Origin of the sequence: Methylobacter marinus A45, from assembly GCF_000383855.1 — a bacterium.
GTDB classification, from domain to species: Bacteria; Pseudomonadota; Gammaproteobacteria; order Methylococcales; family Methylomonadaceae; genus Methylobacter; species Methylobacter marinus.
In genome coordinates this window covers 1286144-1303326 of record NZ_KB912877.1, presented here as the reverse complement: position 1 = coordinate 1303326, position 17183 = coordinate 1286144, and the positions used below count along the sequence as shown (strand labels likewise).

General features: G+C 44.4%; 15 protein-coding genes, 1 tRNA gene and 1 pseudogene. 15 read left to right on the top strand and 2 right to left on the bottom strand.

Annotated elements, in window-relative coordinates:
• Positions 1 to 11 precede the first annotated feature (11 nt).
• The 9 genes from pilQ to METMA_RS0105895 all read left to right on the top strand — a co-directional run bounded on the left by pilQ (position 12) and on the right by METMA_RS0105895 (position 10039).
• Positions 12 to 2312: a type IV pilus secretin family protein gene (pilQ, locus tag METMA_RS0105935; protein WP_020158155.1), complete on the top strand. Its 2301-nt coding sequence runs from the start codon at positions 12 to 14 to the stop codon at positions 2310 to 2312.
• A gap of 77 nt (positions 2313 to 2389) precedes the next feature.
• Positions 2390 to 2923, top strand: a complete 534-nt coding sequence (gene aroK, locus METMA_RS0105930; RefSeq protein WP_020158154.1) for a shikimate kinase AroK — start codon at positions 2390 to 2392, stop codon at positions 2921 to 2923.
• Positions 2920 to 3999 (top strand): 3-dehydroquinate synthase, encoded by a 1080-nt coding sequence (gene aroB / locus METMA_RS0105925; RefSeq protein WP_020158153.1) that lies wholly within the window; start codon positions 2920 to 2922, stop codon positions 3997 to 3999. Before aroK ends, aroB begins: the two co-directional genes overlap by 4 nt.
• Entirely contained in the window at positions 3989 to 5581 is a 1593-nt protein-coding gene (locus METMA_RS0105920; RefSeq protein WP_020158152.1) for an ATP-binding protein, read from the top strand. The genes aroB and METMA_RS0105920 overlap by 11 nt, the downstream gene beginning before the upstream one ends.
• 148 nt (positions 5582 to 5729) lie before the next feature.
• Entirely contained in the window at positions 5730 to 6794 is a 1065-nt protein-coding gene (gene hemE / locus METMA_RS0105915) for a uroporphyrinogen decarboxylase (protein WP_020158151.1), read from the top strand.
• A 574-nt stretch (positions 6795 to 7368) separates the two neighbouring features.
• Complete coding sequence (locus METMA_RS0105910) at positions 7369 to 7830, top strand: DUF411 domain-containing protein (RefSeq protein WP_020158150.1); 462 nt, start codon at positions 7369 to 7371, stop codon at positions 7828 to 7830.
• Positions 7827 to 8825, top strand: coding sequence for a glucokinase (gene glk, locus METMA_RS0105905; RefSeq protein WP_020158149.1), 999 nt, complete (start codon positions 7827 to 7829; stop codon positions 8823 to 8825). The genes METMA_RS0105910 and glk overlap by 4 nt, the downstream gene beginning before the upstream one ends.
• Before the next feature lie 12 nt (positions 8826 to 8837).
• Positions 8838 to 9938, top strand: a complete 1101-nt coding sequence (ald, locus tag METMA_RS0105900) for an alanine dehydrogenase (RefSeq protein WP_020158148.1) — start codon at positions 8838 to 8840, stop codon at positions 9936 to 9938.
• A gap of 25 nt (positions 9939 to 9963) precedes the next feature.
• Positions 9964 to 10039: transfer RNA gene (locus METMA_RS0105895), tRNA-Thr, on the top strand.
• Positions 10040 to 10102: 63 nt separating this feature from the next.
• On the opposite strand, the gene METMA_RS0105890 is transcribed toward METMA_RS0105895, so the two are convergent.
• Positions 10103 to 10540, bottom strand: coding sequence for a hypothetical protein (locus METMA_RS0105890; protein WP_027147074.1), 438 nt, complete (start codon positions 10538 to 10540; stop codon positions 10103 to 10105).
• Between the two features lie 291 nt (positions 10541 to 10831).
• Here METMA_RS0105890 and amoC point away from each other — a divergent pair, with 291 nt between their 5' ends.
• From amoC to METMA_RS0105855, 5 genes are all read left to right on the top strand, one after another.
• Positions 10832 to 11584 carry a bacterial ammonia monooxygenase, subunit AmoC gene (gene amoC / locus METMA_RS0105880; protein ID WP_020158145.1) on the top strand — a complete coding sequence of 251 codons (753 nt, stop codon included), beginning with the start codon at positions 10832 to 10834 and terminating at the stop codon, positions 11582 to 11584.
• A gap of 117 nt (positions 11585 to 11701) precedes the next feature.
• Positions 11702 to 12445: a bacterial ammonia monooxygenase, subunit AmoA gene (gene amoA, locus METMA_RS0105875; protein WP_020158144.1), complete on the top strand. Its 744-nt coding sequence runs from the start codon at positions 11702 to 11704 to the stop codon at positions 12443 to 12445.
• A gap of 104 nt (positions 12446 to 12549) precedes the next feature.
• Positions 12550 to 13794 carry a bacterial ammonia monooxygenase, subunit AmoB gene (gene amoB, locus METMA_RS0105870; RefSeq protein ID WP_020158143.1) on the top strand — a complete coding sequence of 415 codons (1245 nt, stop codon included), beginning with the start codon at positions 12550 to 12552 and terminating at the stop codon, positions 13792 to 13794.
• 425 nt (positions 13795 to 14219) lie between these two features.
• Complete coding sequence (locus METMA_RS0105860; RefSeq protein ID WP_152564991.1) at positions 14220 to 14504, top strand: helix-turn-helix domain-containing protein; 285 nt, start codon at positions 14220 to 14222, stop codon at positions 14502 to 14504.
• Between the two features lie 145 nt (positions 14505 to 14649).
• The gene (locus tag METMA_RS0105855) at positions 14650 to 14856 is read left to right on the top strand and encodes a hypothetical protein (protein ID WP_040590400.1); all 207 of its coding nucleotides are present in this window, start codon (positions 14650 to 14652) and stop codon (positions 14854 to 14856) included.
• Between the two features lie 209 nt (positions 14857 to 15065).
• Here METMA_RS0105855 and METMA_RS24055 read toward each other — a convergent pair.
• Positions 15066 to 16305 (bottom strand): annotated as a pseudogene (locus METMA_RS24055) (IS256 family transposase).
• Positions 16306 to 16554: 249 nt separating this feature from the next.
• Between METMA_RS24055 and METMA_RS0105840 the strand changes: the two are divergent.
• Positions 16555 to 16785, top strand: a complete 231-nt coding sequence (locus tag METMA_RS0105840; protein WP_040590397.1) for a hypothetical protein — start codon at positions 16555 to 16557, stop codon at positions 16783 to 16785.
• Positions 16786 to 17183 lie beyond the last annotated feature (398 nt).

Sequence of the window (17183 nt, the reverse complement as noted above, 5' to 3'; positions counted from 1 at the left end):
GAGGATAAAAAATGAATAATAAACAGAGCGGCATTATGTTGAATAAAATGGGACTATCGCTATGGGCGCATATTGGCTTGGGCTTATTGTTATTTATGTTCCAAATTGCATGTGCGAGAGCCGGTAATGTGTCCATTCAGGGAATAGACATCGCTACTTTGGCCGGGGATAAGTTACAGATACAACTGGAGATGAGCGGCACAGCGATTGAGCCTAAAGTATTTCACACGGATAACCCCGCGAGAATCGCCTTGGATTTTCCGGGCGTAAAAAATGCACTGGATAAAAAATCGTATCCAATCAATCAGGGAGCGGCACGTAACGTTTATATAGCGGAAGCGGCTGATAGAGTGCGTGTGGTTGTCAATCTGGCAGAGCCTGTACCGTTTGATACCCAAATCGTCGGCAATAAGATGCTGCTTACCTTAACCAATGCAAAAGCGGTAGTTCCAGATCGATCCGGTCCTATTGTAAAAAAACCGACAACATCCGTGATTTCCAGTTTAATGCCCGAGCAGGCTATCAGCGGCTTGGATTTCAAGCGGGGAGATAAAGGTGAAGGACGTATACTGGTTTCCTTGGCCAATCCTAATACTATTGTTAACAGCAAAGAGGAAGGCGGAAAAGTTGTCATCAGTTTTCTAAATACACGGCTACCCGGCAATTTGGCGAAAAAGCTTGATGTCTCTGATTTTGCAACACCGGTTAAATCTATCAATGCGGTTTCATCGAATAATGAATCGACCATTACAGTGTCGCTGCAAAATAGTCTTTATGATTATTCACTTTTTCAGTCTGAAGGATTACTGACGGTGGAATTCAGACCGTTAACCGCTCAGGAAAAAGAGGTAATTGATAACAAAAGAGCCAAGTACACAGGTGACAGGTTGTCCTTGAATTTCCAGGAAATTGATGTGCGCAGTGTCATTGCTGTTCTGGCCGAGTTTACCGGGCAGAATGTAGTTGCCGGTGACGATGTCACTGGAACTGTTACTGTAAAATTGGATGATGTGCCTTGGGATGAGGCGTTGGACTTTATCATGATGACCAGGGATCTGGAAAAGTACGAGACGGGCAATGTCACCCTGATAGCGCCCGTGGGCAAGATCAAGAAATATAAGGAAGAGCAACAGAAGACGGAGACTGTGGTTGAGCAGTTAGAGCCTCTCGTGACTGAATATCTTAAAATCAATTATGCTAAGGCAGAAAGTTTTAGAAATCTGTTAAACGGTTTTGATTCAATGGCTTTTGGCAGCTGTGTAATGGCTAATGGTAATTCATCAGGATCTTCATCTTCATCTTCATCTTCATCTGGCGGACAATTCGGTCAAAACCGAAATCAAAATCCATATCAGAACCAAAACCAAGGCGGCATAGGAAATAATTTAAATCTTAACAATGAAAAGCTTATATTGCTTTCAGCTCGAGGCTCTGCAGTTGTTGATTCAAGAACCAACACCCTGATTGTGCGCGAAACAGCAAAACGATTGGAAGAGATAAAGAAACTGATCCGAAAACTGGACGTGCCTGTGCGTCAGGTAATGATTGAATCAAGAATAGTCATTGCTACGAATGAATTTGCGAAGGAACTGGGCGTACGGTTTGGTGTCGCAAAGCAGGCTGAAGTGGGTTCCGGTAAAGTCTTCGCGGTTGGCGGCCGAGGCACGCAAGGCAATGGCAATGCCCAAGTGGATGAGGAAGGTAACATAGGCGTGCTCAATGATGCACTGGTGGAACTGGCGACATCTTCAAACCCTTATGGAGCTTTAGGCATGACCCTGGCAAGGGGCGCGGATTACGTGTTGAACCTCGAACTATCGGCATTACAGGATCAAGGGCGTGGTGAGCTTGTTTCCAACCCCAGAGTCATGACTTCCGATCGCTGCCAGGCGACGATCAAGCAGGGTTTTGAAGTGCCATATCAAAGCTCAAGCGCTAACTTAGGAACAAACATTCAGTTTAAAGAAGCCTTATTGCAATTGGATGTAGTACCACAAATAACACCTAGCGGCAGTGTCATCATGGCTTTAAGAATTTCCAAGGATTCTCCGGAATTTACCGCCGGAACAAGCGTGCCTTCCATTAATACTCGAGAAATTGAAACGAATGTGCATGTGATGGATGGTGAGACGATAGTACTGGGAGGCGTGTTTGAAGGAGAGCAAAATAATACAACTAATAAAGTACCGTTTTTTGCAGACCTGCCGGGGATAGGTTTCCTGTTTAAACGGACATTCAATCAGGATGATAAAAGAGAATTGCTGATTTTTGTCACACCTAAAATCATCAAGGACACCTTATCATCTTATTGATAGCTTCTACTCGGAGCAAAAAGGGGGCATAATGCCCCCTTTTTTTATATTTAAATTTATATAGAATCAAATAACTCATGATGCAATCAGAAAATATCTATTTAATTGGCCTCATGGGTGCCGGAAAAACCACTATAGGCCGGCAGTTGGCGAAGGCCCTCAAACTGCCTTTTTATGACAGTGATAAGGCAATTGAAGAAAGCACCGGTGTTGATATCCCTACTATTTTCGAATTTGAAGGCGAAGACGGATTTAGGGACCGCGAACAGAAAATGATTCAACAGCTGACCCAAAAAAAAGGTATCGTACTGGCTACTGGTGGCGGTGCGATTTTGCGGGAGCAAAATCGCAAACTCTTGAAGGAAAATGGATTTATTGTCTACTTGCAATGTTCGGTAGACAGGATTCTGGAACGAACGCGCAGAGATTCGCAACGACCGTTATTGCAAATAGAGAACCCCAAAGAACGTCTAGAAAGCCTGTTTGCACAGCGGGAGCCCTTATATTTGTCTTGTGCCGATTACAAAATCGACACAGGGGTAATGCAAAGCAAAACGGTTGTCAATCATATCCTGGAAAAATATAGATCAGTTAATCGTTTACACAAATGAAAAAATTACTAGTACAGCTGGGTGACCGCAGCTACCCCATTTATATTGGTTCTGAGTTATTGAGTCGAGCTGAGCTGTTCTCTCAGCATATAAAGTCCAGGCAGGTTCTGGTCGTTACCAATGACACTATAGCGCCGTTATATCTGGACGCGGTTTTGAAGAACCTGCGGGATTATACCGTTGAAACAGTGATTCTGCCTGATGGTGAGCAATACAAAACATTAGACTTCGTCACTAAAATTTTTGATAAATTATTGGCCGGCAAGTTTAGTCGAAACGCGACGCTGATCGCTTTGGGCGGAGGTGTTATCGGTGATATGGGCGGCTTTGCCGCGGCTTGTTATCAGCGGGGTATTCCTTTTCTGCAGATACCTACAACCCTGTTGGCGCAGGTTGACTCTTCGGTAGGCGGAAAGACCGGCGTTAATCATGCGCTAGGGAAGAACATGATCGGGGCTTTTTATCAGCCTCAATGTGTTATTGCCGATGCCGATGTTTTGGATACGCTCGATGACAGGCAGTTGTCGGCGGGGCTGGCGGAAGTGATTAAATATGGCCTGATTAGGGATTTGGAGTTTTTTATCTGGCTGGAAAATAATATTGATGCATTGCTGGCAAGAGATAAGCAAGCGCTGGCCTTTGCGATTGAAAGGTCATGTATTAATAAAGCTGAGGTTGTCGCTGAAGATGAAACAGAGGCCGGCATTAGAGCAACGTTGAATTTAGGACATACTTTTGGACATGCGATTGAGACCGGTGCAGGCTATGGTCAATATCTGCATGGTGAAGCCATAGCTATCGGAACTTGTCAGGCTGCCGATCTTTCGAGGCGATTAGATTGGTTAAACGATGAGGATGTGACCAGAATTACTACGCTTTTCAAAAGGGCCAAATTACCGGTTAAACCGCCGGAAGAGATTGGTGCAGAGCAGTTTTTTGAATTAATGGCGGTTGACAAGAAAAATGTAGACGGACAAATAAGGTTGATTTTGCTAAAAAAAATCGGTGAAGCAACCTTGCCGGTCAGTATAAATCAAGAACTATTAGAAGCTACGCTTAAAATATATGGTAGATAATGATACCTTTACGTATCATCTGAAAAAGTCGTTGAATACGCCAGTAGACACGGCTGTTCACTCTTTGATAACGCAAGAACGAACACAGAAGCTTGAATTATTAATTCATCTTCTTGCTAATTTAACCCAGCCCCTTATTGTTTGCGGCCCGGAAGGTATCGGCAAAACAACGCTATTAAAAGTCTTGCAGGACCGCAAGGTTGAGTCATGGTTGTATTGTCCAATACAAGGTAATGCCGGATTAAGCTTTGAAAAAATTCAGGAACATCTATCCGAAACCATTGCGCACGATAGGCCTGAAAGATACAGTCAGGCTTTAACAGCGGCTTTGGGGCAGTATGAATGCCAAAACAAAAACATAATTCTGATTGTTGATAATGCAGGTCAGCTGGTGCCAGGCCTGATAACAACCATAATTCGCTATGTTGAGTCAAATCCGGTTTTAAGAGTAGTCTTCGTGTTAACGCATGATGAATTGCACGTTAAAAACAGATCGGACCGCGTTATTGATGATTGTCACTTTGTAGAAATACCGCCTTTATCAGAAAAACAATGCGGTGAGTTTTTACAACATTTATCAACAAAGTCTTGGACGCAAATTTCGTTTAATGCGATCAATGAAAATATGATAGAGGCTGTTTATCGGGAAACGCATGGAATTCCAGGGAAAATTATCGCTGAATTGCCTGTTTTAGCCAGTAATCCCAAGCCAAGCGTCAACGCCAGATGGATACTGACGGCCGCTGTGGCCGGATTAATTAGCATAGCACTCTATGTGCAGTGGGCGACTTCTGAACAGCATATTGAGAATAATGAGGTTGCTATATCCTCTGTCGGATCGAGGGGCGGCAATGAGAAAACACCATCATTAACCGCTTTGCTGCCGCCGGCCCCGGCTGAGATTTCCCAGAATGAACACGCTGTGCCGCCAATTCAACAAGATGCATTGCAACAACAATCGTTGATGAATGAAAAGATTTCGACGCTGCCTGGAGCAGAAGGTATTGTAGATAATCTGGATGAATTAGAAACGTTTGCACTGGCGCCTGAAAATATGCCGGGGAAAAATGATGCGGAATCCCCCAGTGTTAATATGGAAAACAAAAGGCTTTTGAATGCTAGGCAGTCGCAAGATACTGATCTGCATTTGGATAAAAACGGCAAATTTGATGAAGCGAAAAAAGGTAAACCAGTTGATCATGTCGAGCCGGTTTTGGCTGAAGAATCTGGCATAACTGACAAGAAAAAAAGTGTAGAAGTAACAACGGTATCGAATGAGCAAGCGGTAGCCGTGCCAGCTGATCAAGACAGCGGAAGGCAATGGCTGGCAACGCAACCGGCTAATAATTTCACGCTGCAGCTCATGGTATTATCGAAGCAACACTCGGTAATGAATGTGCTGAAAAAATACTTGGCATTAGGAATGGAAATCAGATATATCCCAAAAATAACCAAAGGCAAGGAAAGGTATGTTTTGATGTATGGTTCGTTTTCCAGTTCTGCTCAAGCGAGCCTGGCCAGAAATTCATTACCTACTGAGTTTCGCAAGGCGATACCGGTGAAGATCAGTACGATTAAATAAAGGCCGGCGGCCAGCCGTTTAATTGAGCAACCGTTTTTATTAAAGTCCTTATGCCTCAGTGCTCGGAGTAAAAGGGCATTCTTTAAGTGTTAGCGTCTCGTGGCTGAAGGAAGACACGATCAATTTTAACCGGAAAATTAAAAAAGTGATGACAGAATTAAAAAATGACACCTTGATCAGAGCCCTTTTAAAGCAACCAGTCGATCGGACGCCGGTCTGGATGATGCGTCAGGCGGGGCGATACTTACCTGAATACAGAAAAGTCAGGGAGCAGGCTGGCAGTTTTTTAAATCTATGTACTAATCCCGAGCTAGCATGCGAGGTCACACTACAGCCTTTAAGACGCTTTGATTTTGATGCTGCCATTCTGTTTTCAGATATATTGACCATACCTGATGCGATGGGTTTGGGGCTTTATTTTACCGAAGGAGAAGGGCCAAAATTTAACAATCCGGTAAGAACAGCGGTAGATATCAATAAATTGCCAATTCCAGATCCGGAGACGGAGTTGCGCTATGTAGTCGATGCCGTTCGGCTAATAAGGAAATCACTACAAGGTAGTGTGCCTCTCATCGGGTTTTCCGGCAGCCCTTGGACCCTGGCAACTTATATGGTTGAAGGTGGTTCTAGCAAAAGCTTTCATAGAGTAAAGGGTTTAATGTATGAACAGCCCAAGCTGATGCATGTCATGCTTGATAAGTTGGCCCGTTCCATAGCAGCTTATTTAAATGCTCAGATTGAAGCGGGTGCTCAAGCTGTCATGTTATTTGATACCTGGGGGGGCGTATTAACTTCCGAAGACTATGCCGAGTTTTCCTTATATTATGCCAAGCAAGTCAGATCATTACTGAAGACCAATATGAACGGACAGCAGATTCCTAGCATTTTGTTTACCAAGGGGGGAGGGCTTTGGCTGGAAGCGATGGTGGATGCCGGATATGATGCGCTGGGTCTGGATTGGCAGACGGATATAAAGCAAGCTCGCGCCAGAGTTGGTGACCGGGTTGCTTTGCAAGGCAACATGGATCCTGTCTCACTTTATGCGAGTCCTGATATTATTACCGAAAAAGTAAAAGCTATTTTACATAAATATGGCTCGGGCTCCGGTCACGTGTTCAACCTGGGTCATGGCATTTTGCCCGACATAAACCCCACTCACGTTAAAGCAATGGTTGATGCTGTACATAAGTACAGTCCGGCATATCACTCATAATCCATATCATTGGTAATGAAGCGTTTTAGTTAAAAGACGGAGCGTGAACTTTCCGTTTATTGAAAGACATTTGCAAGCGTCAATAAAAGATGTAACGAGCAATATCCTGTGTTGTCGATGAGATTCGGGCGACGGTACTGCATGTTATGCCCTGTCTGGGCTAGTGGCTGGTAATGGCTATTTTTTCTGAATCTTAAGTACTCCAGGATACAAGAACCGTTCATTTGGTCTAAGAAAACAAGTTTCTGGGAGAAGTCGTGAGATTTTCAGGGCGAGGTCCAATGATCTCAGAAATGAAGGTCTGGACAATCTGACTCCCTATTCATCAGTGCGCTTTGGGTTTGGGTGGATTTTACTGTGTGGAAAGACAAGGAAACATGATTTTTCGAAAATGGTATCGAACAATGAACTTTCCTTCTAAACAGTTGAAATCTACCATTTCACCGATACTGAACTGTTATAGAGTTGTATGGCGGGGCATTTGCCTATGCGGATATTATTATGAATACGTCGGTAAGTAAAAAATCATTGTCGTGCTCACCACAAATAGTTGAGAGATTAAAGAGGTTGTATTATGAAATTATTTAAGTTACTTCCGGTTATAGGTTTGTTCATTGTCAATGCTGCTGTTAAGGCTGATGATGAAGTAGGCAAACCGGTTGATATAGTTGTTTATAGAAGTCCTTCATGTGGTTGTTGCGGAAAATGGGTGGGACATTTGAAGAATAATAACTTTAACGTAAAGGATATCGTTACGAGTGATGTTCAGGCTATAAAAAGTAAATATGGTGTTCCAGGTACGATGGCTTCTTGCCATACGGCTTTAGTCGAGGGATATGTTATTGAAGGGCATGTGCCTGCAAATGATATTAATACACTTTTGAAAACGAAACCGAAGGTTACTGGAATAGCCGTTCCTGATATGCCGGCGGGTACGCCAGGTATGGAAATGGGTGGTAAGAAAGATCCCTATCAGGTAATAAGCTTTGACAGTGAAAAACGTTATCAGGTATTTAACAGTTATGAGAGCAAATGATGATTCTCGCTGGCGATATAGGCGCTACTAAAACGATTCTTGCGTTATACGAGTTTGGTGACGGAAGTTGGCGCTGTTTCCAAAAAAAACAGTTCTTTAGCTCCGGATATCAAACATTTGCCGAACTGCTGAAATTGTTTCTAGGCGATGTTGAAAACATTCACCTATCAGCCGTTTGCATCGGTGTGGCCGGCCCCGTAATTGATGGTAATTGTAATGCGACAAACCTTCCCTGGGTGTTGAATCAAGCGAAAATCAGTGCACAATTACATACCCCAAATGTCTGGTTGCTAAATGATTTGGAAGCTACCGCATGGGGTGTGCTGGGATTGCCGGAGCAGAGTTTTATTGACTTGAATTCAGATGCGGAAAAGCGGGAGGGCAATGTTGCCATCCTGGCTGCGGGGACTGGTCTGGGTGAGTCTATAGTTGTATGGGATGGTGCTAAGCATCATGTTATAGCGACAGAAGGCGGACATGCGGATTATGCGCCTGTTACTGATCAGGAAATAGCGTTATTCAATTATTTAAGGGAAAAATATCCTGAACATGTCAGTTATGAAAGGTTGCTATCCGGCGAAGGTGTGATAAATATTTACCAATTTCTCAAAAAAAATGCATGGGCGCCGGCGCAACCTGAGACTGAAAAGTTGATGGCGGAACGGGATCCGGCCGCGATTATCGGTGAAGCAGGCGTTGCGGGAAGTGATGTTTTGTGCGAAGAAACGCTGAATGTTTTTTGTAGAATATATGGATCGGAGTCGGGAAATCTTGCGCTTAAGTGCCTACCATATGCCGGTATTTATTTGGCCGGTGGCATAGCTGTAAAAATTTTACCTTTTTTGCAAAAAGGGGTATTTATGCAAGGGTTTCTTGATAAAGGCCGCTATCGTCCGATTTTACAGAAAATTCCGGTCAAAATATGCGTAAACCCTGAAGTGGCTTTATTAGGTGCAATGAGTCATGCTATAAAACAGCTAAATGAGAAAAGTTAATAGTTCATAATAATGAAGATCGGCATTCCTAAGGAAATTAAAGAGAAAGAAAACAGGGTAGCGATTACGCCTGAAGCTGCAAAATTTTTGGTTCAAAAAGGACACTCTGTTCTGGTTGAAATCGATGCCGGACTAGGATCCGGTTTTAGCAATGAACTGTACGAGCAGGCCGGTGCGCAGTTAGTGTCTACAGTTGGTGCATGGGCTGTAGACATGGTTGTAAAGGTCAAGGAGCCTTTGGCGTCAGAATATCAGCATCTGGATAGGCAAATCGTTTTTACATTTTTTCATCTGGCTGGTGTGAGGCCGGAGTTAACTTTGGAATTATTGAAAAAGGGAGTGACTGCAATTGCCTATGAGACGCTGGAAGATGAGCAGGGGCGACTGCCAATTCTTGCGCCGATGAGTGCGGTCGCGGGCAACATGGCAACATTAATGGGCAGCTATTATCTGGCAAAATTTAATCAGGGCAAGGGAATGCAATTAGGCAGGGTGTTAGGAAAAAAATTTGGCAAGGTTGTCATTATCGGTGATGGTGTGGTTGGGCAGCATGCTGGTCAGGTCGCCTGCGCGATGGGCGCTGATGTGTTTATTGGGGGTATCGATCAGCAAGGGATGCATAAATTGAAAAAGTCCGTATTGCCAGAAGCGAGTTTTTTCCTGTCCAATAAAGAGAGCATTCAAAAGCATGTGATAGATGCTGATTTGGTGGTGGGGGCTGTGCTCTGCAGAGGAGCCAAAGCGCCTAAAATCATTAGTGAAGAAATGATAAGGTCAATGTCTGAAGGCTCAGTTGTTGTTGATGTCAGTATTGATCAGGGGGGCTGTATAGAGACGTCAAGGCCGACAACTCATTCGGATCCTGTATTTATAAAGCACGGTGTGGTGCATTACTGCGTGACCAATATGCCAGGTGCTTATCCCAAAACATCAACTATTGCATTAGTTGATGTGACATTGCCGTATATCGCAAAAATAGCAGATGCTGGACATACATTGTTAAAATCTGATCAGCAACTTGCCAAGGCCATTAATGTATTTGATGGAAAAATTACATGTAAAGCAGTCGCGGAAGGGTTGGGAATGATGAATAGATATCAGCCCTTAAATTGATTCAAAACTTTCTTGCTTAATTAAAGCCGATGTAGCTCAGTCGGTAGAGCAACTGATTCGTAATCAGTAGGTCGCGGGTTCGAATCCCGCCATTGGCTCCATTCGCAAATAGTACCGGCCTGTTCGTTCAGTGTTAACTGCTAGCGCAAACAGGCCGGCAAATCCTAAATATCATCTAAACCCGATAAGCCATAAATAGTCCAGTTAGAAAAATCGAATGCGCCTTCTTCGTCGCTTTTATTTTTGTAATTGATCCGACATACATATTTTTTGGTAACGGTATTTGATGCATTTCTAGTGATATCGATTTCAGCGTTAACCACATATTGATAATCGCCAAGGCTCCAGGCATTAAGAGGCTTTTCCGGAAAGTTAATTGACACTTCCGAACCGAGTTCAGATTTGATGTAGTTATTGCAATGTGTAAAAGCAAGTCCGGTTAAAGGGGTCGAAACAGGAGATACGCTACCTTGATCTTCGCTATCCACAAGAAATAAGTCAGATTGGATAACTTTATTGACCAGTGGCATTATGACTTCTCGCTGGATCAAAATCAGTGCAATTAAGCCGAGCATAAGCACTAAGACAGGGTGTTTTTTCATAAATTTCGAATGGGTGAGTCAGAAAAAAAAGAAAGAGCCAGCGGGAATTTTAACAGAAATCAAAGTTTTAAGAGTAAGGAAATTTAATAAGACTGGCATGGGTTTAAGACAAATAAAATTCAAAATTGTTTTTGACTTGACAAGGTTGATCGAACTGGTAGACTGAGCGCTCACTAAATAGACTTGGTGGCACCCCGATTCTAATGTAATTAGTAGGGTGGGAAAATGGAGTTGTAACTATAGACTCCCGGTTTAATAGACTGGGGATTTGATAATTTTTAGGAGGTAGAAATGGCAGCTACAACTGAATCAGTGAAAGCTGATGCTGCGGAAGCACCGCTGTTAAATAAGAAAAATATGTTTGCCGGAGCAGCATTATACATAGTGTTCTACGGCTGGGTTCGTTGGTATGAAGGTGTTTATGGCTGGTCAGCTGGTCTGGACTCATTCGCACCTGAATTCGAAACATATTGGATGAACTTTCTTTATGTTGAGCTAGTTCTTGAAGTTGTAACCGCATCAATTCTGTGGGGTTATATCTGGAAAACTCGTGATCGTAAAGTAATGTCAATCACTCCAAGAGAAGAACTGAGAAGACATTTCACTCACTGGACTTGGTTGGTAATGTACGGTATCGCTATTTATTATGGCGCTAGCTACTTCACTGAGCAAGACGGTACATGGCATCAAACAATCGTTCGTGATACTGACTTTACACCAAGCCATATCATCGAATTCTATTTGAGCTATCCTATCTATATCATTACTGGTTTTGCTTCATTCCTGTATGCAAAAACAAGACTGCCTACATACCAACAAGGTCTGGCGTTACAGTACATGGTATCAGTAATTGGTCCTTTCATGATTCTGCCAAACGTTGGTTTGAACGAATGGGGTCACACTTTCTGGTTTATGGAAGAACTCTTCGTTGCTCCATTACACTACGGCTTCGTATTCTTCGGATGGGCTGCTTTAGGTGTACTGGGTGTTATCAACATCGAAGTTGGTGCTATCTCTAAACTGTTGAAAAAAGACTTAGCTTAATAGAGTCTTCGGTTGTAATAACTATCTCCTAGCTGTTTTGCCTCTTTCTAAGGCAAAACAGCATAGAGAAAGATAGTCATTAATAAAAATAATTTAAATCCTTTAGGAGGTAAGCTAATGAGCGCATCTCAATCAGCTGTTCGTTCACGTGCTGAAGCGGTTAAAGTTTCACGTACGTTCGACTATTTGATTCTCTTTACAGCGTTTTTCGTTATTCTAGGTGGTTATCACATCCACTACATGTTGACTGGTGGTGACTGGGATTTCTGGACAGACTGGAAAGATAGACGTCTATGGGTAACTGTAGCACCTATCGTTTCAATCACTTTCCCTGCGGCTGTTCAAGCATGCTTGTGGTACCGTTACCGTCTGCCTTTCGGCGCGGTTGTTTGTGTCTTAGGTCTGCTCCTGGGTGAGTGGGTTAACAGATACCTGAACTTCTGGGGATGGACATATTTCCCAGTTAACTTCTGCTTCCCTTCAAACCTGATGCCAGGCGCTATCGTTCTTGATGTTGTTTTGATGCTGTCTAACAGCATGACATTGACAGCGGTTGTTGGTGGTATGGCTTGGGGTCTGTTGTTCTATCCTGGCAACTGGCCAATCATCGCGCCATTACACATTCCTGTTGAATACAATGGCATGATGTTTACTCTGGCTGACTTACAAGGTTACCACTACGTAAGAACTGGTACTCCTGAGTACATCAGAATGGTTGAAAAAGGTACACTAAGAACTTTCGGTAAAGACGTTGCTCCAGTATCAGCATTCTTCTCTGCTTTCGTGAGTATCTTAATTTACTTCTTGTGGCATTTCTTCGGTAAATGGTTCGCAAAACCAGACTTTGTTCAGTCTGCGTAAGAATCATTACAGAAAACTACACTAAAAGACTAGAGGCAGTCGTTTATTTTAGTTGCCCTAGATACTCTGAAAAACTATAGATTCTCTATTATAGAGGAGGATATATGAAATTGATTAAAGACAAAGTTGCTAAATTATCCTTTGTCGCACTGCTGATGACTGTTACAGCAGCGATGTTCTACACGCCAACTGCATCTGCACACGGTGAAAAGTCACAGGCCGCTTTCATGCGTATGCGTACTATTCACTGGTTTGACTTAAACTGGTCAAAAGAAGAAGTAGCAGTTAACGATACAATGACAATTTCCGGTAAATTCCACGTATTCGCTGGATGGCCTGAAACTGTTGATAAACCAGAAGTATCATTCTTGAACATTGGTATCCCAGGCCCTGTATTTATTCGTGCAGGATCATGGATCGGTGGTCAATTGGTTCCTCGTTCAGTAACTTTGGAGCTGGGCGAAACTTATGAGTTTAAAGTATTGTTAAAAGCACGTCGTCCAGGTGACTGGCACGTTCACACTATGATGAACGTTGAAGGCGGTGGTCCAATCATTGGTCCAGGTAAATGGGTAACTATTACTGGTTCAATGGGATCATTTGTTAACCCAATTACAACTTTGACAGGCGAAACTATCGACCTGGAAAACTTCAACCTGGGTAACATCTACTTCTGGCACGCTTTCTGGTATGCTCTTGGCTTGGCTTGGTTGGTATATTGGGCTCGTAAACCAATGTTCGTTCCTCGTTCAATCGCTGTTGAGTCAGGCAAAGGTGATTCTTTAATCACTGCTACCGACAAGAAAGTTGCAATGGGCTTTGCAGCTGGTACTATCGCTATCGTTGCTTTCTCAATGGGCAGCACAAACGAACAGTATCCTGTAACAACTCCTCTGCAAGCTGGTTTGATGCGTGGTATGAAGCCAATTGAAATGCCTGCAACTACAGTTAGCGTTAAAGTTGAAGATGCTTCTTACCGTGTACCAGGTCGTGCTATGCAAATGACACTGACTATTACTAACAACGGTGATTCAGCTATTCGTTTAGGCGAATTCAACACAGCTGGTGTTCGTTTCATGGATCCAGCAGTTGCTGAAGATGAAACTAACTATCCAGATGACTTGTTAGCTGAAGAAGGTTTGACTGTTAGCGATAACAGCCCAATCGCTCCAGGTGAATCAAGAACTGTTGAAGTAACAGCTTCTGACGCTGCATGGGAAGTTTACCGTTTAGCTGACTTGATCTATGATCCAGACAGCCGTTTTGCTGGATTGTTATTCTTCTTTGATGAAGCTGGCAACCGTCAAATGACTATGGTAGATGCACCATTAATCCCAACATTCATCTAATGAATAATTAACTGACAGCTTTGGCTGTAAGTTAAGGGTTAAAAACCCCCGTTACCGAATAGGTGACGGGGGTTTTTTTTTTGAAAGTGCGATCAAATAAAATACTCTATTTGATCCAAAAATCGTCTATCTTTTAAGGCTACTGAAAAATTGAATTTAAGGACCATGTATGATCCGTAGAATACGTCTTCAGAGTCTGGCGCCGCGCAAGGTCGGAAAGCTTGGCGGAAACGGTATTATGAACATCAAAGGCGTTAGTCGCGTAGACGGCTTTGACGCTGAAAGCCATTTGGGATGGGCGGAGCCTTGTTAGTTTGCTGTCAACCAGAGGTGCGTCAGTAGATGCTGGTGCATTGGCTCTACATTTATTACCGGCGGCTTTAATAATTGTTTGAGCGGGCCCCGAGGAGCATCGGGAACAATATTTGTCCGAACAGAGACAGTGTATCGTGCGCTATATGATGCTGCATAAGATGTCGGCCAATTATGTCATCAATAGCTATCAATGGACGGTGGAACAGGTGCGCGCAGTGATCGAGCGCAAGTGGCGCATCAAGATCAGCGGTGCGCGCTTGTATCAACTGTTCGAACAATGGGGTCTGTCGCTACAAAAAGTGAGCCACGACTGCGGTCATGCTGAAGCACAAGCGCAGGCTCCTTTTTATCGCGGACTTAAAAAACGGCACAGATCAGTGACGATGCCGCAGTGATTGTACTGGACAAGTTTGTTTTACAGAGTGTGTCCTATACGTATTAAGCCTGAGCTAAGAAAAATACCAAGCCCCGGCTTCCTGACAGTCGATGTTCAAAGCGGAACGGAAACACGCGTGTTGACTTTTAACGGGCAAAGCATTAATGAACAGGCGGATCATGGGCGTCGTGCTCACTGTGTTCCTGTTTCTGCAAAAAGGCTTCAACCGGCTAACTTTTTGCTCGATAATGCCAAAATTCATGGCCGGCGAATGGAGACCGATGTTGCTTGCCGAAACCGCACAGTTCATGTCGTTGCCGGCGCTTGGTCTTGGCGCACACCAGCTATTCGCCCCTACTCAATCCTGCTGAATAACGGATTCACTAGGTGCGGCGAAAGGGCTTGTACAATGAGCTTTATACATTAACCGTACACGAAAAGCCCGAACATATTCGAAATTTTAAATAGCACTTGGTTCGGTCATGACCGATGTGCAAATATATAGCGCACTCTAAAGATAAACGGTTTTAGGGAATAAGTGGTTAAAGAAGAGCTATTGTCAAATCTGGTGTATAGAGAATCAAGCGGCGTCCTGTTGCTGATCTCCGGTTTGTTTGATGCCATTGACGAATTTCAAGCTGGTAATGACATCGGCTAACTGCTGATAGCCTCTTAAGCGCAGCCATTTTTTCTGGGCCGTTTCCATCAGCTTGAACGCCATCGCCAGGGTAGTTGTCCGGCTGCCGCAATGCTTGGTTCTGGTCGTTCTCAGCCTGACGGTGGCAAAAACCGACTCGATTGGATTGCTGGTCCGGATGTACTGCCAGTTTTCGGCCGGATAATCGTAAAAGGCCAGCATGGCCTCCTTGTCTTTCGCCAAACACGCCATCGCTTTCGGGTATTTCGGCTCGAACCGCTCAAGGCAGTGGTCAAAGGCTTTATAGGCCTGTTCCCGAGTTTCCGCCTGCCAGATCGCGTGCAGCGCCTCCTTGACCTTGGGCTGCATGGCTTTCGGCAGTTTTTCCAGGACGTTGGCCGTCTTGTGCACCCAGCAGCGCTGCTGATCGGTTTCCGGCCAGAGTTTACCCACCGCTTTCCAGAACCCCAGCGCTCCATCACCATTGGCCAGTTTGGGCGCCGTCTTCAGTCCCCGCTGCCGCAAATCCGTCAGCACTTCTTCCCAGCTTGCCGCCGATTCACGGTAGCCGTCGGATAAAGCCACCAGCTCCTTGCGGCCGTTTTCATCGGAACCGGTGATCACCAGCAGGCACAGCCTGTCGTCCATGCGCACATGACTGTAAACACCGTCGGCCCAGACATAGGCGTAGCGCTTTTGGTTCAGGTCTCGCCGGGTCCAGTCCTGGTAATCCTGCTCCCAGTCCTGTTTTAAACGGCTGATCGTAGCCGCTGACAAGCCCGGCGCTTCCGGGCCCAGCAGGTGCTTCAGCGTTTCCGAGAAATCCCCGGTTGAGATGCCTCGCAGGTAAAGCCAGGGCAGAAATTCCTCAATATTCTTGGTGCGCTTCAAATAGGGCGGCACCAGGCTGCTGTTGAACTTGATACCCGAGCCGGAGCGATCCCGTACTTTCGGCACTTTGACCGCCATGTCGCCGAGCCCGGTGTTTGAATCGAACGCTCAGGCAGATAACCGTTCCGGACCACGGCGGCTTTATGTTCATCGGTTTTTAAGGCGCTGTGCTGCGAGAGAAAGGCGGCGACCTCGGCTTCAATGGCGGCAGCCAGTAGTTTTCACGCAGCACTTCCTGCAACGGATCATTCTGTTCTGGCTTATTCAGGTTAATGACATTACTATCTGTCATGGCGGTGTTTTCTTCATATTGGTGGTTGATCTGGCGAGATCTTTACCAACAGGTTACACCGCTTTCATCTCTAAGTCATACACCAGAAATGAGCATAGCTCAAAAGCCGCTGATATTGGGTAAGATTCAGCACGGCGTGCCAATGATCATTAAGATATTAAAAAATGTCCGGCAAGCGACTATCCTGCCCCCATTATTCAAAACATGATAGCGCCGGGTACGCCGTTTACATCAATGAATAGGCGATTTATGACCGTCTGGAGTCATGGGGATGCGCTCGAAAAAGCGCGTTTGCCATGGTGCCGGGAAATTGCGCGCGATGGATTTTATGAGGTGTATGTGAGCGATGGAAGGTTTTTGATCAAAGTTGAGTTCCTGGTTATGCTTGCCTTGCGCGATTTCTCAAGCGCATCAGCCCATTTATTTAGGCTTCTTCGAAGTTTGTGCATAACGCAACTAAACGCGGTCAAGCATTATTAAGTTCACTGCTGGAACTGATTACCAGAGAGTTCCCTGGAATCCATTATGAACCTAAACACTTATAGCCAAGGATCAATAGATTTGGTTAGAAGAAAATAGGCGATGGAGTGGGGGCTTTATGGCTTGATAGGTGGCTGTGCCAGAACGTATGTTAAATGGCATGCCAAAAGGGCAAAAACAAAGAACCCGGCGTTAAGCCGGGTTCTTTGATTATACGGGCTCTATTTCTTAAAGTTCGATAGAGCTGGAAACTTTTTGTTTAGTGCCATCTGGATCATCGATGCAGCCAGTTAAGCCAACAATCATTAATGCCATAGCTAAAAGTGATAATACTTTCTTCATAATAATATCCTCCAATGGGGTGTGAATTATTTTTAATTATTTTTGCGCCAGTTTTT